Raw genomic sequence first — 19,459 nt, forward strand, 5'->3', positions numbered from 1 at the left:
CAAGAACCGTACGTGCGAGTTACCCCGCATACGGCTCACGCAACTTACTCACTTCAACATTTTTCCTTTTTTGCTATGTAATTGTCTGTGGCAATTAGCATGTAACAATCTTAGATTAGCCAGCTTGTTGTCACCCCCTTCAGCTTTAGGCTGAATATGATGAACATGCAATTGTTCACCATTGTCCAACTCTTGATCACAGAGAGGACAATAACCTTTCTGTCGCTTATAGAGGTTAACTTTGACACCGTAAATAAAAGGCTGTTTACGTGCCTGCCTATTACGCCAATAGTCACGCAATTCCGGATTGTCGGGGGAAGCATTTTTTGGAACTAGCCAATGACGCTGTATTTTTGTCCATGCATGCTTCCAAAGAAATCCACCGGTTGATTTATCCATAAATACTGAATAGTCTTCTCTACCTGGTATCTTGCCTAAGTAGTGTTTTCTTCGCCACCACCAGTGTTTATTGGGATGACGTCGATACAAATATCTACGTTGGCGGATCCACATCCATTGGTCTAATGCACTGAATGTTCTTTTTGAAGCACCAATACGATAGTAATTACACCATCCTATTATCTTGGCATTCAGTTGTCTTATTCCTTCTTGTGTCGGCATACCGATAATACCTTTCCAGGTCATTCTCATTTGCTGTTTGTACCTTTTCATCGACTCCTTTGAGGGCTTCGTTAACAATATATATCCCCGTTTTCTGTGGCGATTGTCATAATGTCGTATATTAAATCCCAGGAAGTCGAATCCTTCCTTCAAGTGTTTGATACTGGTTTTTTCTTCAGAAAGAGCTAACCCTCTCTAAGCTAACCAAATTTGCAACTTTATTTTGGCAGTTTCGCACTCTTCACGGGATTTACCGAATACGACAAAATCATCCGCATAACGAACTACTGCATAAGGTTGCCCTTGTTTTGGCGTGCCGTTTTTCCAGTATTGAATACCCAGTAAGGTCTCCATTCCGTGGAGTGCAATATTGGCCAGTAGTGGACTGATAATCCCGCCTTGCGGAGTACCTGCAACATTGGGTATATAGTTGCCATGTTCCAGCACACCGGCTTGTAACCATTGTTTAATCATGTTTCTTTCGGGGAATCCCCCGATTTTTTTTATGAGAAAATTATGGTCAATGTTGTCAAATGCGCCTTTAATATCTGCATCTAGTACCCAGTGCCGTGTCCCTCGTGCTCTGGCAATACAGAAAATTTTTTGTATTGCGTCATGGGCACTTCGCCCCGGTCTAAATCCGTAGCTGACTGGTTCAAATTTTGCTTCCCAATAAGGTTCCAGCGCCGATTTAACTATCGCTTGTCTACAGCGGTCGAGAATGGTTGGGATCCCAAGAGGGCGTTTTTTTCCATTCTTTTTTGCTATGTAAACTCGTTTTACTGGATAAACCTTTTCTGAAGTTGTTTGGCTTAATAACTTATAAAGATGTTCTCGTCCTTTATGGTCATTAATTACCTGATTATCTACTCCAGCCGTGTGTTTTCCCCGATTGACCTGAGTGACTTTCCTGATAGCCAGAAGATGGTTAGCTCTTGATTTCATCATGAGTTTTTGCAGATTTCTGACTTTCTTTAAGTCACCTGTTGCTGAAGCCCTATATATTCTTTGCCTTAGATTATTAATCATGGCTGTCACAACACGCCAGTTAATAGCATGCCATTCCAGTTGTTGTTCATAGTTTTGATTTATTACGTTTGCCATAGGCATCTAACTCTTCTAAATCAATTCATAACCTTGGTAAAGGATTATATGGGTAAGTCACCCGTTCCACGTCAGCCTCTTTTCAGAGTAAAGTAATTACCTCTATCAATCCTGTTATGATTTCCAGTTGCCTTTCGGCTGATTGCCTTCGCTTTTTGGAACGTCTTATGCCCACTGTCTCTTAGTATTTACATCAACACTAAAAGATTAATGGGGTTACCGTGTTTCACACCATGAAGATACATTGAGTGGGCTGCCTCCTCTATGCCGGGGAACGGGATCCGTCGTAAAGAACGAACACTCTTCTTTACCCGTTTCTAACTGTCGTTAAACTTCCCCATAACACGTCACATCTGATTTCGTGTTTTACTTGCTTACGACATTTTAATAACGGAGATTCACTTTATTCAACCCATTTCAGTTTTGCCTTGCCCCTATTTCTTATTCAGCTTAATACTTTAGTTAGGCTTTCATTCTCGCTTAGCACAAGAGAATTACTCCTCTTGCACCGAGTAAGTGGCAATAAGGTTTCGGATCAACCTTACCCTTTTTCAAGGGACTTCTGTGGTGCAACTTTCACGTCGCACGCATTCGCATTAGTACATGATAAAAAAATCATTACAGTCAATATAAGTGTTCCAGTACTGAAGTACATTTTTAAACTCCAATTTTTCTATAAATTGATATGAAATAAACGATAATGTATTCAATATGTTTATTTATGATAAAAATAATTCAATTTTATCATATTGCCCTACAAGCAGTTAATCCAACGCAACCAAAAAATCGCAATAATTAAACGCTGAACACTCCGATGCTGGGATTTAACTCCTGTGATGACTTTAATCGGTATTATTTTGACTCAAAATTGAGGCTTTAAATTAAAAAAAAGAGAGCTAGATCTCAAAATTAAAAACTTAAGTTCGATTCACTTTGATAAAAGAAGGTTTTCATTTTAACCTATGCTAATCTTTTTGAATTATCTTTATATGATATAAAAAATCAGCTCAATCATCAGGAATTTTCTATGGCAGTAGAACGTACTTTTTCTATCATCAAGCCGAAAGCGGTTACTAAAAATGTAATCGGCGCAATTTATACCCGTTTTGAAACAGCGAAATTGAAAATAATTTCAGCAAAAATGCTACTTCTAACGATAGAGCAAGCAGAAGGTTTTTACGTAGAGCACAAGAATCGCGATTTTTTTACGAATTTAATTCAATCAATAACATCAGGCCCAGTTATGATCCAAGTTCTTGAAGGCGAAAATGCAGTCAAACGAAATCGTGAAATCATGGGTGAAACCGATCCTAAAAAAGCCTTAGCAGGAACCCTTCGTGCAGATTTTGGAGACAGCCTGACAGACAATGCACTTCATGGCTCAGATTCCCTTGCATCTGCTGAACGTGAGATTGCTTATTTTTTTAAATTTGACGAAATTTTTTCCAGATAAAATCATTTATTTAAAAGATAAACATTCTGTGATCTATTTTTTAAAAAAGGCGCTCATTTTTTATGTCTCAATTAAGACCGTATTCTGTTTCGTTATCAGATATTCCTGTCAGCATAATCCCATCTGAAAGCACACTGCAGACTATCAAACCGACTAACAAAAAAATCAACTTGCTGGATTTTAATCGACAAAAACTACGGGATTTTTTTGTCAAAATAGGTGAAAAACCTTTTCGGGCTGATCAAATCATGAAGTGGATATATCATTATTGTTATGATGATTTTTCTTTGATGACAGATATCAACAAACAGTTACGTGATAAATTACAAAAAATAGCAGAAATTCGTGCGCCAGAGGTCGCGAAAGAACAAAGTTCTTCTGATGGCACCATTAAATGGGCAATAAAAGTGGGAGATCAACAGGTCGAAACCGTTTACATACCCGAATCAGACCGTGCAACCCTCTGTGTTTCTTCACAGGTCGGCTGTGCACTTGAATGTCGATTTTGTTCTACCGCTCAACAAGGCTTTAACCGAAACCTGAGCGTCTCCGAAATTATTGGCCAAGTTTGGCGTGCTGCTAAAATCATCGGTTCTTTAAAATCAAAAGGTCAACGCCCTATCACTAATGTTGTGATGATGGGTATGGGAGAGCCCTTACTGAACATCAATAATGTTGTGCCAGCCATGGCTATTATGATGGACGACTTTGGTTTTGGCTTATCTAAACGACGAGTCACATTGTCCACCTCTGGTGTTGTGCCTGCTTTAGATAAATTAGGTGATATGATAGACGTTGCACTAGCGATTTCTCTTCATGCCCCGACGGATGATATCCGCAACGAACTGGTTCCCATTAATCGTAAATATAATATTGAAACCTTGTTAGCAGCGGTTCGCCGTTACTTGACAAAATCTAATGCCAATCAAGGCAGAGTGACGATTGAATACGTCATGCTTAATCATGTGAATGACAGTTTAAAACAAGCTCATCAGTTAGCTGATTGTTTGAAAAATACTCCCTGCAAAATTAATTTAATTCCTTGGAATCCTTTTCCTGGTGCTGACTATGGACGTAGCTCCAATAGTCGGATAGATCGTTTTGCAAAGGTATTAATGCAATATGATTTCACGACGATTATACGTAAAACCCGAGGGAATGATATTGATGCTGCTTGTGGTCAATTAGCAGGAGATGTGATTGATCGCACCAAACGTACATTAAAAAAAAATAATAGATGGTGAATCCATATATTATTGAGTATTAAAATGTTTTAAGTATTCCCCTCACACCGTAAAATTTTTTTAAAAAATCAATACGAAAAAAGGTCAAGACTAAAATATGACCCTTCATATATTTTGGAAAATTTTTTTGATCAGCTCTTTTTTAATGGGTTGTACACATATATCAGATAAATCACGCGAACAAGCAGCACGGCAAACACGTTTACAGTTGGGCTTAGAATATTTAAAACAAGGTGATTACAAAGCGGCGCGTCAAAATTTTGAAAAAGCACTGCTTGAGAATGAAGAGGATTATCGAGCTCAGTTAGGTATGGCTCTCTACGAACAAAACGTGGGAGAAAATAAAGCCGCCCATCAACGTTATCAAAAAATTCTGAAATTAGCACCGTTAAATGCTACGGTGATGAATCATTACGGTACTTTTTTATGTAAACAAGGAGATTATGCTTCTGCACAGGAACAGTTTAGTGCCGCAGTACTTTCAACAGATTATATTGAAATTGCAGACAACTTAGAAAATGCAGGGTACTGTTTTTTTGAAGCTAAGCAATATAAATTTGCTCAAATGCTGATAAGCAGAGCCTTAAAATATGATGCAGAAAAAGGCAGATTTCTCATAGAAAAAGCAAAAAAACAATTTGAATTTAAAAAATACGACCACGCTCAATTTTTGTTAAATGTGCATCAAAGTGTTTTACCTGTTTGTGCTGAAGTTCTATTGTTACAAATTTATTTATCCTATAAATTTGGAGATGAGGACAGCGTACAAAATATCGGCAAACAATTAGCGAGAGATTTCTCACACTCAAAAGAGTATAAAGATTATTTAGCCCATGAAGACTAGATGTATTGAACATAAAATTGCAATAGAAACAATTGGAGCTCGCCTAAAAAAAGCTCGCGAAGCATCAAAATTAACACAACAAACGGTAGCGGATCGTTTATGCCTAAGATTGTCTACCATTCAAAAAATTGAAGAAAACAATCTTACGCCCAGTTTTTTTCTGCTTTTGAGCTCGGTTATATTCGTTCTTATGCAAAATTATTGAATCTACCAAGAGAAGCATTATTATCAAAACTCAATGAAGAAATTTAGGTAATAAAAACATCTAATAAACTTTATTTTTATCTAATAAAAAGAGCAAAGAATGGCATAGATGTCTAATTCTATCTACTTAGTTTATTTTATTCACAATTTTTTGATTAACTGGTGCTTGGTGGTGTCAAAATAATAAAATTCAAAAAACAGAAATTAACAGCATGAATATCGAATCATCAGTAAAATTGTTGACACAAGACTCATTAATAAAAAAAACGACTCAACATCACCGATGACTGAAGTTCAACTACCTCATGCCTCTATTTTGGTTTGGTTCAAAAAAACAACCTGTCTGTCGCCGACAGTAATAATAAAAAGTCAATTGATCCTAAATTACTACTTAGTACACTCTAATATTCAAGTAAATGGCAACATTGGGCGCAATTTTTGACTTACAGGCGTTTAAGGGAATATCATGTATAACTTATCCTCCATCATTAGACGCAAATCGACCCGCATTTATGTAGGGAAAGTTCCTATTGGAGAGAATGCACCGATCAGCGTTCAATCCATGACCAATACAAAAACCACAGATGTGGCTGCGACGGTAGCTCAAATTAAAGCATTGCAATCTGTTGGTGCAGATATTGTAAGGGTTTCTGTACCCACTATGGAGGCTGCGGAAGCGTTTAACCAGATCAAACAACAAGCTTCTGTTCCATTAGTTGCTGATATTCATTTTGACTATCGTATTGCTCTAAAAGTAGCAGAGTATGGTGTAGATTGCTTACGCATTAATCCTGGTAATATTGGTAGTGAACTTCGTATTCGCGATGTTGTTGCCAGTGCACGTCATCACGGGATTCCAATCCGAATCGGTATTAACGGCGGTTCATTAGAAAAAGACATTCAAGAGAAATACAAAGAACCGACACCAGAGGCACTATTAGAATCGGCAATGCGCCAAGTCTCGTTTTTAGAACGCCTCAATTTTGATCAATTTAAAATCAGTGTAAAAGCATCAGATGTTTTTTTAGCTATCCATTCATACCGCCTTTTAGCAACTCGTATCGATCAACCCTTACATTTAGGCATAACAGAAGCGGGGGGGGCTCGTAGTGGCTCTATAAAATCCGCGATAGGTTTAGGAATCCTTCTCTCTGAAGGAATAGGAGATACTTTGCGCATTTCTTTGGCCGCCGATCCAACAGAAGAAATCAAAGCCGGCTTTGATATCTTGAAATCTTTGCGTATCAGGTCTCGAGGTATTAACTTTATTGCGTGCCCAACCTGTTCGCGTCAGGAATTTGATGTTATTGGTACCGTTAATGCGCTTGAAAAACGTCTAGAAGATATCGTCACTCCTATGGATGTTTCTATTATTGGTTGTGTTGTTAATGGCCCAGGTGAGGCGTTAGTGTCTACTTTAGGCGTCACTGGAGCACGTAACAAAAGTGGCTTTTTCGAAGAGGGTGAACGTAAAGGTCGACTTGATAATCAACAAATCATTGATCAACTCGAAGCCAAAATTCGTGCCAAAGCAGCCTTATTAGATAAAAAAAATCGGATTCAAATAAATCAACTTTGATCTTTTCGGAAGTAATGAAAATATGACAGATGTGATGAAAAAGTTACAGGCCATTCGCGGAATGAATGATTGTCTGCCTCCAGATTCCGAATTATGGGAGCAAATTGAAAATACTTTGAAAAATATACTTGCAACCCACTGTTATAACGAAATTCGCATCCCAATCATAGAAACTACAACATTGTTTAAACGAGCGATTGGTGAAGTCACTGATGTAGTAGAAAAAGAGATGTATACCTTTGATGACCGCAATAGTGAAAGTGTAACCTTGCGTCCCGAAGGGACAGCAGGCTGCGTTCGTGCCGGTGTTGAGCATGGTCTTTTTCACAATAAGGAACAACGTTTTTGGTATATTGGCTCCATGTTTCGTTACGAAAGACCACAAAAAGGCCGTTACCGTCAGTTCCATCAATTAGGTGTAGAAGTATTTGGTTTGTATGGGCCAGATATTGATGCAGAACTTATTTTAATGACCGCCCGATTCTGGAAGAAGCTAGGGATTTTAAATTATGTTCAATTGGAATTAAATTCAATTGGTTCGATAGAAGAGCGTTCAAGGTATCGTGAATCTTTGTTGAAATTTTTAGAAAAAAATAAAGCTCAATTGACTGAAGAAGCAATTCATCGAATGCACAAAAATTCATTACGGCTATTAGATTCGAAAGATCAGGTTGTTCAAAAAATACTCGCAGATGCCCCCCTATTGTCCGAATATCTCAATGATGAATCGAAACAGCATTTTTTAACACTCTGTCAATTTTTGAATGAATCGGGCATCTCTTATCGTGTCAATCCATACTTGGTAAGAGGGTTAGATTACTACAACAAAACGGTATTTGAATGGGTGACCAATCATTTAGGATCTCAAGGAGCTATTTGTGCAGGGGGGCGCTATGATGGTCTGGTCGAACAATTAGGAGGAAAAGATTCAACCCCAGCAGTAGGTTTTGCTATTGGGCTTGAGCGGTTAGTTTTGTTGGTTAAAAAGGTGAACCCTGATTTTTACCTTTCTCCAAAATTGGATGTTTATTTCGTTTCTGAAAACAATACTTCTCGAGCTAAGGCAATAAAATTAGCAGAAAAAATTCGTGACAGTTTGCCTCAACTAAAATTAAAGCTGCACTACGGTAAGCAAAAAATATCTAAACAATTATCTTCGGCTAACAAATGCAGCGCGACTTTTGCCTTAATATTAGGTGAGAACGAAATAGCAAAACAAAAAATTGTGATCAAAAACCTTCTTACAGGAGAACAGAATTTATTAATGCAAGAAGATCTTATCTTATTTCTTAATAAAATTTTCATTGAATAAATTTTAACTACAAGGGATGCATTTTGAACAGATCTTCAACTCAAAGTATTGAAACTGAAGCTTTTCGAATTTTTTTACGTAAAAACCGGAAAGCACTTGCACTGGGCCTATTAATAGGCGTACTAGCGCTTTTCGCTTGGCGTTATTGGCAAAACTATCAAAGCAGCTTCGTGTCAATTTCTTCTTCCTCTTATCAAGATATCAGTCAGCTTTTTCTCAATGATAAAGACATAAGTGAGCCAAACATCTCAAAGGCTGAAAAATTTATTCAAAAAAATTACAATAATTATTCGGGATTTATCGCGTTGCAATTAGCGAAAAAATTCGTTGAAAATCAGGCTTTTGATAAAGCGGAGCAACAACTGATATCGGCATTGCTCAATACAAAAGATAACAATCTGCTTTCGTTAATTTATCTACGTTTAGCTCGAGTACAATTACAGTTAAAGCAATTCGATAAAGCTTTAAAAAGCTTAGATAATATATACTCTGATTTTTGGCTAGGCATGGCTGAGAATATACGAGGAGATATTTTATTAGAAAAAAATGATATAGCAGGCGCACGAGCGGCGTACAAAAAAAGTATAGAGTCATCTATTGCTTCATCACAATTATTACGTCTTAAATTGAATAATTTATCCGATTAAAGGAAGTTTTCATGCAATTTTATAAAATATTTTGGTTAGGAATGTTCTGTCTTTTTTTACTTAATGGCTGTGCATTTTTTAATAGCGAAAAAGATGTGGTCACTCTATCACCTTTACCAGAAGTCAAAAATCAATTTACCTTAAATCCACTGTGGAGTACATCCGTTGGTCGAGGGATAGGAAAATACTATTCTCATCTACGTCCTGTCGGAAACGATACATCCTTATTTGTTGCGGACCGTAATGGATGGGTTAAATCGCTAAAACTTGATACAGGCAAGGTGATTTGGCAAACAAATTTATCTCAAAAAACAGGTTTTATCTCTACTAAAAATGATTCTGCCATGTTATCCGGAGGATTAGCGGTCGATAGCGATCTTGTCTATGTTGGAAGTGAACACGCTATCCTTTTTGCGCTCAATGTTTCTGATGGCAGAGTTGTTTGGAAAACCCAGGTTGCAGGTGAAGTATTGTCTCGTCCTATTATCAGTAGTGATTTAATATTAATTCATACTGGTAACGGAATAATTCAAGCAATAAATAAAATAAATGGAAGCATTGATTGGACCTTGAATTTAGACATACCAACACTCTCATTACGAGGTGAATCAGCTCCTGCTATCTCATCGGGCACCGCTGTTTTTGGTGGTGACAACGGTCGTGTCAGTGCTGTTACGATGGATCAAGGGCAGCTTATTTGGCAACAGGTGATTTCTGAAGTGAGAGGCTCAACAGAAATTGAGCGTCTTAATGACGTTGATATGAGACCTCTCATAGTAAATGGTATTGTTTATGCGGCCGCCTATAATGGTAATTTCGTTGCACTGCAACTAAATTCAGGAGAAATTTTGTGGAAACGTAACTTAGGATCAGTGAATGATTTTGCAATACATGCAGGTTATATCTATCTTGTAGATCAAAATGATCGACTCCTCGCGTTAAAATCTGATACTGGTATTCCAGTTTGGAAACAAAGCGATTTATTGCATCGTAGTTTAACGGCCCCACTGATTTATAATGGCTACTTAGTCGTAGGAGATTCCGAAGGATATTTACACTGGTTGAATACCGAAGACGGACGTTTTGTCACACAACAAAAAGTCAATCGTTCTGGATTTTTAAGTGCTCCTATAGAAATATCGGGTAGACTGATTATCCAAGCCAGAGATGGTACTGTTTATTCATTTGTACAAAAATAAATTCTAGTATCTAATAAAATAAACGACCGATTAGAGATCAGCAAACAGGAAAAATAGCGGGTACATTATTTTAAAATAACTGATCCCTCAAATTTTTACGCCACTTGGCAAGATTTGACAAAGAATTTAAATGAAAATAAGTCGTGAGAATGACAATGATACCTATTATTGCGTTAATTGGACGCCCAAATGTAGGTAAATCTACCTTTTTTAACAGATTAACCCAGACAGCTAATGCATTAGTGGCCGATTTCCCAGGATTAACCAGAGATCGCCAATACGGCCACGCTGAAATTGAAAACCATAAATTTATTATTATTGATACAGGGGGTATAAATGGAATTGAAGGAATAGAAAATATTCAAAAACACATGACACATCAGTCTTTTTTAGCGATTGAAGAAGCAGACGTTGTGCTCTTTATACTGGATGCCCGTGCTGGTCTGCTGCCAGCAGATTTAGAAATAGCTAAACATTTACGTAAACGCAAAAAAGCCACTTTTTTGGTGGCTAATAAAATCGATGGCATGAACTCTGACACTGCATTGACTGATTTTTATTCATTAGCTTTAGGTAAAGTTTATGGTATTGCAGCTTCTCATGGTCGTGGTGTCGCACAACTGATGAGTTCAGTTATCACGCCTTTTGTACCCGAAAAGCCCATTATTGAGCTCAGTGAAGAGGAACTCAATTCCTCTTATTGGGAAAAGCAAAAAACTGAGGTTGATAAAACAGATTTTTTAGAGAGCAAAAAATTTCTTTGTAATCCTGAGAGTTTACCTATTAAACTGGCGATTGTGGGCCGTCCCAATGTGGGTAAATCTACACTCGTTAACCATATTTTGGCTCAAGATCGTATGTTGGTTTATGACATACCAGGCACCACTCGAGACAGTATTTATATTCCCTTAATCCGTAATAACAGAGAATATATTTTTATTGATACTGCCGGTGTCCGTAAATCCGCAAAAATAAAGGAAAAAGTTGAAAGATTTTCTGTCATAAAAACCCTTAAAGCAATTGAAAATGCCAATGTTGTGTTGTTAGTCATTGATGCAAATGAAGGGGTTTCTGATCAGGATTTGTCTTTGCTGAGTTTTATTTTAAACAGCGGGCGTTCATTAGTGATTACCGTCAATAAATGGGATGCTATTTCTTCAGAAAAGCGAAAGCAAATAAAAAACAGTTTAGATTTACGTTTAGGGTTTATGGATTTTGCACGAACGCATTTTATTTCTGCTTTGCATGGTAGCGGTGTTGAAAATTTATTTAAATCCATTAAAGAAGCTTATGACTGTTCTACAAAACGGATCAACACTTCTTTACTCACACGTATTATGCAATTGGCAAAAGAAGAACATGAACCTCCTCTTGTCCGTGGTCGACGTGTCAAGCTTAAATATGCTCATTCTGGCGGCTATAATCCACTGATTGTCGTGATCCATGGAAATCAAGTAACCGCAATTAATGATTCTTATAAACGTTATCTTATGAACTATTTTCGTCGTTCATTAAAAATAATAGGAGCTCCGATCCGGATCCAATTCAAAGAATCGGAGAACCCTTTTGCAAGTAAACGCAATACTTTAACGCCCAATCAAGTCCGTAAACGCAAACGACTGATAACGCATTTAAAAAAAAGATAAATTAATTAACCTGAGTTTTGGATAAGAGAGTCAATTTTCACTTTAAATGATATGGCTAAACGATTTAATTTTTGATTAAGATATAAAGAATTAATCCGAATCAGTTTACTATGAGTTATTCACTGGATTTTCGTAAAAAAATTCTCCGTATTCGAGAGCAAGAAGGACTGAGCATCAGAGAAACCGCCAACCGTTTTCACAGTGTGCCCTAAAACCATTTGGCGAGCGTTGAAAATATAGAGTCTGACCTATAAAAAAACTCTGCCTCACCCCAAGGCAGACTAAGAGGCGGTGCCTGTTCCAGGAGAAAATAGGCGGCTATCAAAAGCAGGGAAAATCTCTGGTTTATCTCAATGAAAGCGGCTTTGCCGACGAGATGCCCTGCCTCTACGGGTATGCCCAAAAGGTCAGCGCTGCTGCTTTGACACAGATTGGCAGGCTAAAGGGCCTCACTGTCTAACTTGATTGACGCTTTTTATTGGGGTTTACCCTTGTAATGGTCAAGTAAAACCGGACACATTTTTAAGACACATTGATTAATGGTATTCGCTCAAACTGCATGGGTGAAAGATATCCCAGTACACTGTGGGGACGTTTACTATTGTAATAAGCCAAATAATCCAACACACTCAACTTGGCATCAAGATGATCTTTCAGCTTCGTAGTGCAAATATTCATATTTCAGACTGCGGAAGAAGCGCTCTGTAAGGGGCATTATCCCAGCACTGGCCTTTTCCACTGTGGCTTGCCCGCATACCCCCATGACCGACAGATGTTGCCTGTATTCGCTACTGGTGTACTGAACTGCCTCTATCTGAGTGGTGAATGAGCCCCCTATCGGGCTTTCTACGCCAATACGCCATTTCGCTACACAGAGCTCAGTCCGCATATGCCTTGCCAGGGCCCAGCCTGCTATCTGGCGTGAATATCAATCCATGACGATAGCGAGATACTGCCAACCCTGACAGGTACGGATGCAGGTGATATCGGTTGGCCACACTTGATTGCGTGGATTCACGGTCAATTGCCGGTCCAGCAGATTCGGGGCAATCTGCTGGTGATGCTGACTGTCTGTTTTCACCCGGTAACGCTTCGGATAACGGGCGATTAATGATAACGAAGCCATTCAACGACGCGTTTTAAAGCGACCGACCTGAAAGCCGGCCTGATTGAATTTCAGTTTCAATCTGCGTGAACCCAGTGTTGGTTTATGTTCACTCAATATCCTGACCGCCGTCCGCTCCAGCGCCCTCATGGCCGGAGACGTTACCTAAAGCACTGCGACTGACTTTCATCACACAACATAACAAGCGCACCGGACAGGTCTTCTTTTGCTCACGAATAAACAGAAATCTTATCCGTTTTCTTTCGCAAGGAAGACCGCCGCTTTTTTTAAAATTTCACGCTCTGCCAAGCCAGGATTTGCCTGTTCAGCGCCTGTCGCCCCTTTTTCAGCACTGACCCAGCGTCTGATAGCACTTAATGAAACCCCCAAACTGTCTGCCGCTTGTCGACAGGGATATTTTTTTCTATGACTCACTTTGCCGCGTCTCGTTTAAACTCCAGACTGTATTTCGACCGCTTCACTTTATTGTCCATTTTTTCCTCCTGGAGACATTTTACTAGCAGTCTTTTGAAGTGTCCGGAAATATGGATAAGCGATTTAATTTTGATTAATTTATATATTCTGAAAACAAGGTATCCTCAACCCAGAGGATCAGCTGGTATATATAACCCTCACTGACCCCATAAATTTTACTAATATGGAAATAGGTCCGATATTCGCGTAAATATTTCTAATATCATTAGCATTGCTATAGTGTTGTTAATAAAGTTATTTAAAGATTTTAAGACAAGAGATAGCGAAGAAAGAAAAGAAGGCGACATTGAGTTTATCTAAGTGTAAAGCGAGCCTTTTTTTTCTTTTATCTTGCCAAAGAAACATTCAATCGCACTGCAGGTTTGATATCTTTCTTTATTCAACGCAGTGGCGGCCTTCAATAAAAAAGCTTAAAATATTTGTTTTTTTGGGGAATAACAGGAATACAGTCATGAACGAGGCCAGCGAACGTCCGAATCACTTTATTCGTCATATCATTGAAGAGGATCTCGCTCAAGGTAAGCATTCATTCATCAGAACCCGCTTTCCACCTGAACCGAATGGTTATCTCCATATTGGTCATGCCAAATCCATTTGTTTGAATTTTGGTCTGGCACAAGATTATCAAGGTGAATGTCATTTACGTTTTGACGATACCAATCCAGAAAAAGAAGAGCAGGAATATATTGAATCTATCAAACGTGATGTGCAGTGGTTAGGGTTTGCATGGAGCGGCGCGGTGCGATATTCCTCAGATTATTTTGAGTCCTTATACGGATATGCGATTGAGTTGATTCAAAAAGAATTGGCTTATGTCGATGAGTTAAATGCCGAACAAATGCGTGAATACCGTGGCACTTTAACAGCGCCTGGCAAAAACAGCCCTTTTCGTGACCGCACCGTTGAAGACAATATAGAGTTATTTAAAAAAATGCGAGCAGGCGGTTTTGCAGAAGGCGCTGCTTGTCTGCGTGCAAAAATTGATATGGCTTCTCCCTTTATGATCATGCGTGATCCTGTTTTGTATCGTATTAAATTTGCTGAGCACCACCAACTAGGTGATCAATGGTGTATCTATCCGATGTATGATTTTACGCACTGTATTTCTGATGCATTAGAGGGGATTACCCATTCGCTCTGTACGTTAGAATTTCAGGATAACAGGCGTTTATACGATTGGGTTCTGGAGAATATCAGTATCGATTGTCATCCGAGGCAATATGAATTTTCTCGTTTGAATCTTGAACATACCCTGATGTCCAAACGAAAACTTCATCTCTTGGTCAAAGAAAAAAAAGTGACCGGTTGGGATGATCCCCGCATGCCGACCCTCTCAGGGTTAAAACGAAGAGGCTATACACCCGCTTCTATCCGTGAGTTTTGTCACCGTATTGGTGTCACTAAACAGGACAATCAGGTCGAAATGAGTGCTTTAGAAGCTTGTATTCGTGAAGATCTGAATCAAAATGCGCCGCGCGCTTTGGCGGTATTAGATCCTGTTCAATTAATCATTGATAATCGTTCTGATGAAAAAGAGTGGCTAACGGTGCCTAATCACCCGAATAACCCTGGTATGGGGCATCGCCAGATGCCTTTTAATCGTGTGCTTTATATTGACCGAGCCGATTTCCGCGAAGAAGCCAATAAAAAATATAAGCGTTTGGTGTTGGGCAAAGAAGTTCGGCTGCGTCATGCCTATGTCGTTAAAGCAAAGTATGTTGAAAAAAATGCTCAAGGCATGATTACGGCAATTCACTGTGAGTATGATCCTGAGACGCTCAATAAAGATCCCTCAGATGGCCGTAAAATAAGAGGGGTGATTCATTGGGTTTCTGCCGATGACGCTGTTCCTGCTGAAATTCGCTTATACCATCATTTATTGACGGCGTCGCATGCAGACACCTGTCTCTTTTTAGAGGCCTTCAACCCTGAATCATTATTCATACGTCAAGGCTTTGTGGAACCAAGTCTAGCCAACACGCAAGAAGGCAAAACGTATCAATTTGAGCGCGAGGGCTATTTTTGTACCGATAAAGATTCTTCTGAAAAGCATTTGGTATTTAATCGTACCGTGAGTTTGCGGGGCGAAAGCGCTTTGTATGATCTTTAAATGCATTGAAACGGGATGAACAGATTTTTGAATCTCATCTATTAAAATTTTACCCTTTAGGTTCATATGATAACGAATTATATTTTTGTCACCGGAGGGGTGGTTTCTTCTCTGGGTAAGGGGATAGCTGCTGCTTCTTTGGCCGCCATACTAGAAGCCCGATCTCTCAAAGTCACCATCATGAAACTTGATCCCTATATCAATTTAGATCCCGGCACCATCAGCCCAAAACAACATGGCGAAGTTTTTGTCACTGAAGATGGCGCAGAGACCGATTTAGATCTGGGTCACTATGAGCGTTTTATTCGCACTAAAATGACACGGCATAATAATTTTACAACAGGTGCAATTTACTCTGAAGTGCTTCAAAAAGAGCGCAGGGGGGATTATTTAGGCTCGACCGTTCAGGTGATCCCTCACATCACGAATGCCATCAAAGAACGTATTGTGATCGCAGCGCAAGGCTATGACGTCGCTTTGGTAGAAATTGGAGGCACAGTAGGTGATATTGAGTCTTTACCCTTTTTGGAAGCCATTCGTCAAATGGTGACAGATGTGGGTCGCAGTCATGCTCTTTATATTCACTTGACTTTATTGCCTTATCTCACCACTGCCGGTGAAGTCAAAACTAAGCCAACACAGCATTCAGTCAAGGAATTGCTTTCTATTGGCATCCAGCCGGATGTATTAATTTGTCGCTCAGATCATGAAGTACCCGATCATGAACGCTCAAAAATTGCGTTATTTTGTAATGTAGAAAAAAAAGCGGTGATTTCTCTCAAAGATGTGGATTCTATCTATAAAATTCCAAAAATATTACAGTCGCAAGGGCTTGATCAATATATTTGCGATAAATTTAACTTAAAGTGCCCCAAAGCCAATTTGGGGCAATGGGAGCAAGTGTTATACGAAGAATGTCATTGTGAAGGAACTGTGAGCATAGGTATGGTAGGAAAATATATAGAATTGCCTGATGCCTATAAATCAGTGATTGAAGCCTTAAAACATGCAGGTTTAAAAAATCGGGTCAAAGTTAATATTCAGTTGATAGATGCACAAGAGCTCCTAACAGTTGGGATTGAAAAATTGGCAGGCTTGAATGCTATTCTCATTCCTGGAGGATTTGGACATCGGGGAATTGAAGGCATGATTGTCGCTGCTCAATATGCACGGGAAAATCGCATTCCTTATTTGGGGATCTGCCTGGGTATGCAAGTTGCTTTGATAGAATTTGCTCGTCATGTTGCGGGAATGGAAAAAGCCAATTCGACTGAATTTGACCCTGATGCCCGTTATCCTGTGATTGGATTGATTACGGAATGGCAAAACGAAGATGGTGAAATCGCTGTTCGTTCAGAAAAAAGTAATCTGGGGGGCACCATGAGGGTGGGGGCGCAAAAATGTCACCTGGTCAAAGGGAGCTTGACACATCAACTCTATGAAAAGCCCATTATTATAGAGCGGCACCGTCATCGTTATGAAGTCAATAACATGATATTACCCATCATAGAAGCGGCGGGGCTGAGTGTATCAGGTCGATCCATGGATAAAAAACTCGTTGAAATTATTGAATTACCGCATCATCCCTGGTTTGTTGCGTGTCAATTTCACCCTGAATTTACTTCAACGCCTCGTGATGGTCATCCATTATTTATTGGTTTTGTGAAATCCGCTTTAGCACATCATCAAGATTCACTAAAATAAACATACTGTCGAAAAAATTTGCCTAAAAGACGATTTTTTTCCAAATTATATTGAATACCTACTTAAGGAAAATACGATGTCTAAAATTGCAAAAATACTCGCCCGAGAAATCATTGATTCTCGTGGTAATCCCACAGTAGAAGTAGAAGCCCATTTAGAGGGGGGATTTATCGGTTTGGCCGCTGCGCCATCAGGGGCCTCCACCGGTTCACGTGAAGCGTTAGAATTGCGCGATGGTAACCCTGCCCGATTTTTAGGGAAGGGCGTTCTGAAGGCAGTTGAGGCCGTGAATGGTTCTATCGCACAGGCGCTTTTAGGTAAAGATGCGAAAGATCAGCAACATATTGATCAATTGATGATTGATTTAGACGGGACTGAAAATAAATCTCATTTTGGGGCTAATGCCATTTTGGCCGTTTCTTTAGCGGTTGCAAAAGCAGGTGCTGCTTCTAAGGGAATGCCTTTGTATGAGCATATTGCTGAGCTTCATGGCACGCCTGGTCAATTTTCCATGCCATTACCGATGATGAATATCATTAACGGTGGTGAACACGCTGACAACAACATTGATATTCAAGAATTTATGATCCAGCCTGTCGGGGCGAAGAGCTTTAAAGAAGCGGTTCGAATGGGATCTGAAGTTTTTCATCATCTGGCCAAAGTACTTAAGTCTAAAAATCTGAGTACTGCAGTGGGTGACGAAGGCGGATATGCGCCAAATCTCGAATCCAATGCAGCGGCTCTAGAAACGATGAAAGAAGCCGTAGAAAAAGCGGGGTATGTTTTAGGTAAAGACATCACTTTTGCGATGGATTGTGCGGCCTCTGAATTTTACAATAAAGAAACAAATCGTTATGAATTGAAAGGAGAAGGAAAGACCTTTACATCAGAAGAATTTACGCATTTTTTGGAAAATCTGACCCAAAAATATCCTATTATTTCGATTGAAGATGGGTTAGACGAATCAGATTGGGAAGGATTTAAATATCAAACTCAAGTATTAGGCGATAAAATTCAATTGGTTGGAGATGATTTATTTGTCACCAATACTCAAATTCTCAAAGAAGGCATTCAAAAAAAGATCGCCAATTCAATTTTAATTAAATTTAATCAAATAGGCTCTCTGACTGAAACATTAGCCGCGATTAAAATGGCGCAAGAAGCAGGTTACACTGCGATTATTTCTCACCGTTCTGGTGAAACAGAAGACGCCACCATTGCTGATTTAGCGGTGGGCACCTCTGCAGGCCAGATTAAAACAGGTTCTATGAGTCGTTCTGATCGTGTTGCTAAATACAATCAATTGATACGGATTGAAGAAGCATTGGGTGAACGTGCCCTTTTTAACGGTTTAAAAGAAGTGAAAGGCCAAAGCTAAGAGATAATCTCCTTGACAGAACGCTTTGCTGCCAAGGAGGTCTTAAATTGCCAGATCCTGGTCTGTTTTGCAAAAGCTTTAACTGAGCTAAAAAATCCAAAATATGAGAAAAAATAATCCTATCAAACGCGCAGTTCTGGTTTTCAGTGGGGGGCAGGATTCTACGACCTGCCTGATCCAGGCTTTACATCAATATGATGAAGTCCATTGTATTACTTTCGATTATGCGCAGCGCCATCGATCTGAAATCGCGATAGCACAAGCGCTGGCAAAAAAACTTCAAGCCACCTCATACAAAATATTAGATCTTCAACTTCTTAACGAGCTCACGGTGAGCAGTTTGACGAGGGAAAATATTCCTCTTCCAAAAAAGCAAAACAGCGAAGGCTCGCTGCCTAATACTTTTGTACCTGGTAGAAATATTGTATTCCTGACTTTTTCGGCGATTTATGCTTATCAATTAGACGCAGATGTGGTCATTACAGGTGTCTGCGAAACTGATTTTTCCGGGTATCCTGATTGCAGGGATGAGTTTGTCAAATCGCTCAATCATGCAGTGACATTGGGGATGCAAAAAAATATCACTTTTGTCACCCCTTTAATGTGGCTGAATAAAGCGGAAACTTGGGCTTTGGCCGATTATTATCAACAAATGCCACTGATTCGAAATAAAACACTGACTTGTTACAATGGTATTCAAGGCGATGGATGTGGCGAATGTCTCTCGTGCGAATTGCGTTTAAAAGGTCTAAAATATTATTTGGCTCATAAAGAAGAAGTTACCGAAAATTTGAAGCTCAAAAGCCAACTTTGA

General features: G+C 39.2%; 19 protein-coding genes and 1 pseudogene. 13 read left to right on the plus strand and 7 right to left on the minus strand.

The annotated features are described in order from the left end of the window. Positions 1-48: 48 nt before the first annotated feature. Both HDEF_RS12990 and HDEF_RS12995 read right to left on the minus strand, forming a co-directional pair. Positions 49-774: a group II intron reverse transcriptase gene (locus HDEF_RS12990; protein ID WP_234809447.1), complete on the minus strand. Its 726-nt coding sequence runs from the start codon at positions 772-774 to the stop codon at positions 49-51. A 42-nt stretch (positions 775-816) separates the two neighbouring features. Then, positions 817-1,731 (minus strand): reverse transcriptase domain-containing protein, encoded by a 915-nt coding sequence (locus HDEF_RS12995; protein ID WP_234809448.1) that lies wholly within the window; start codon positions 1,729-1,731, stop codon positions 817-819. 1,021 nt (positions 1,732-2,752) lie between these two features. On the opposite strand from HDEF_RS12995, the gene ndk reads away from it, so the two are divergent. From ndk to der, 9 genes are all read left to right on the plus strand, one after another. Then, entirely contained in the window at positions 2,753-3,178 is a 426-nt protein-coding gene (gene ndk / locus HDEF_RS03580; RefSeq protein WP_015873297.1) for a nucleoside-diphosphate kinase, read from the plus strand. A 62-nt stretch (positions 3,179-3,240) separates the two neighbouring features. Then, a complete protein-coding gene (rlmN, locus tag HDEF_RS03585; RefSeq protein WP_015873299.1) occupies positions 3,241-4,422 on the plus strand; it encodes a dual-specificity RNA methyltransferase RlmN in 1,182 nt (393 codons plus the stop codon). Between the two features lie 97 nt (positions 4,423-4,519). Continuing rightward, entirely contained in the window at positions 4,520-5,266 is a 747-nt protein-coding gene (gene pilW, locus HDEF_RS03590) for a type IV pilus biogenesis/stability protein PilW (protein ID WP_015873300.1), read from the plus strand. Beyond that, positions 5,256-5,471, plus strand: coding sequence for a helix-turn-helix domain-containing protein (locus HDEF_RS13720; protein WP_048901553.1), 216 nt, complete (start codon positions 5,256-5,258; stop codon positions 5,469-5,471). The genes pilW and HDEF_RS13720 overlap by 11 nt, the downstream gene beginning before the upstream one ends. A gap of 465 nt (positions 5,472-5,936) precedes the next feature. Continuing rightward, positions 5,937-7,049 (plus strand): flavodoxin-dependent (E)-4-hydroxy-3-methylbut-2-enyl-diphosphate synthase, encoded by a 1,113-nt coding sequence (ispG, locus tag HDEF_RS03600; protein ID WP_015873301.1) that lies wholly within the window; start codon positions 5,937-5,939, stop codon positions 7,047-7,049. A 31-nt stretch (positions 7,050-7,080) separates the two neighbouring features. After that, positions 7,081-8,361 (plus strand): histidine--tRNA ligase, encoded by a 1,281-nt coding sequence (gene hisS / locus HDEF_RS03605; protein ID WP_044612472.1) that lies wholly within the window; start codon positions 7,081-7,083, stop codon positions 8,359-8,361. Between the two features lie 23 nt (positions 8,362-8,384). Next, positions 8,385-9,008, plus strand: coding sequence for a YfgM family protein (locus tag HDEF_RS03610; protein ID WP_015873303.1), 624 nt, complete (start codon positions 8,385-8,387; stop codon positions 9,006-9,008). Positions 9,009-9,019: 11 nt separating this feature from the next. Continuing rightward, a complete protein-coding gene (gene bamB, locus HDEF_RS03615) occupies positions 9,020-10,207 on the plus strand; it encodes an outer membrane protein assembly factor BamB (RefSeq protein ID WP_015873304.1) in 1,188 nt (395 codons plus the stop codon). Between the two features lie 155 nt (positions 10,208-10,362). Continuing rightward, positions 10,363-11,853 (plus strand): ribosome biogenesis GTPase Der, encoded by a 1,491-nt coding sequence (gene der / locus HDEF_RS03620; protein WP_015873305.1) that lies wholly within the window; start codon positions 10,363-10,365, stop codon positions 11,851-11,853. Between the two features lie 522 nt (positions 11,854-12,375). Here the strand turns inward: der and HDEF_RS13725 are convergent. From HDEF_RS13725 to HDEF_RS13000, 5 genes and pseudogenes are all read right to left on the minus strand, one after another. Further along, complete coding sequence (locus tag HDEF_RS13725; RefSeq protein ID WP_086934980.1) at positions 12,376-12,531, minus strand: IS3 family transposase; 156 nt, start codon at positions 12,529-12,531, stop codon at positions 12,376-12,378. Then, on the minus strand, positions 12,494-12,742 hold the full coding sequence (locus HDEF_RS11945) for a hypothetical protein (RefSeq protein ID WP_148207002.1): 249 nt from the start codon (positions 12,740-12,742) through the stop codon (positions 12,494-12,496). The genes HDEF_RS13725 and HDEF_RS11945 overlap by 38 nt, the downstream gene beginning before the upstream one ends. A 39-nt stretch (positions 12,743-12,781) precedes the next feature. Beyond that, entirely contained in the window at positions 12,782-12,979 is a 198-nt protein-coding gene (locus HDEF_RS10900) for a hypothetical protein (protein ID WP_048901554.1), read from the minus strand. A gap of 228 nt (positions 12,980-13,207) precedes the next feature. Further along, a complete protein-coding gene (locus tag HDEF_RS03635) occupies positions 13,208-13,393 on the minus strand; it encodes a helix-turn-helix domain-containing protein (protein ID WP_015873311.1) in 186 nt (61 codons plus the stop codon). A gap of 154 nt (positions 13,394-13,547) precedes the next feature. Further along, a pseudogene (locus HDEF_RS13000) lies at positions 13,548-13,649 on the minus strand (transposase family protein); the annotation flags it as partial. Positions 13,650-13,904: 255 nt separating this feature from the next. On the opposite strand from HDEF_RS13000, the gene glnS reads away from it, so the two are divergent. The 4 genes from glnS to queC all read left to right on the plus strand — a co-directional run bounded on the left by glnS (position 13,905) and on the right by queC (position 19,459). Next, a complete protein-coding gene (glnS, locus tag HDEF_RS03640; protein WP_015873312.1) occupies positions 13,905-15,563 on the plus strand; it encodes a glutamine--tRNA ligase in 1,659 nt (552 codons plus the stop codon). A 66-nt stretch (positions 15,564-15,629) separates the two neighbouring features. Further along, on the plus strand, positions 15,630-17,267 hold the full coding sequence (pyrG, locus tag HDEF_RS03645) for a CTP synthase (protein ID WP_015873313.1): 1,638 nt from the start codon (positions 15,630-15,632) through the stop codon (positions 17,265-17,267). Positions 17,268-17,343: 76 nt separating this feature from the next. Continuing rightward, positions 17,344-18,645 (plus strand): phosphopyruvate hydratase, encoded by a 1,302-nt coding sequence (eno, locus tag HDEF_RS03650; RefSeq protein WP_015873314.1) that lies wholly within the window; start codon positions 17,344-17,346, stop codon positions 18,643-18,645. Positions 18,646-18,766: 121 nt separating this feature from the next. Further along, positions 18,767-19,459 (plus strand): 7-cyano-7-deazaguanine synthase QueC, encoded by a 693-nt coding sequence (gene queC, locus HDEF_RS03655; RefSeq protein ID WP_171770496.1) that lies wholly within the window; start codon positions 18,767-18,769, stop codon positions 19,457-19,459.

This window comes from Candidatus Hamiltonella defensa 5AT (Acyrthosiphon pisum), from assembly GCF_000021705.1.
Classification (GTDB): Bacteria; Pseudomonadota; Gammaproteobacteria; order Enterobacterales; family Enterobacteriaceae; genus Hamiltonella; species Hamiltonella defendens.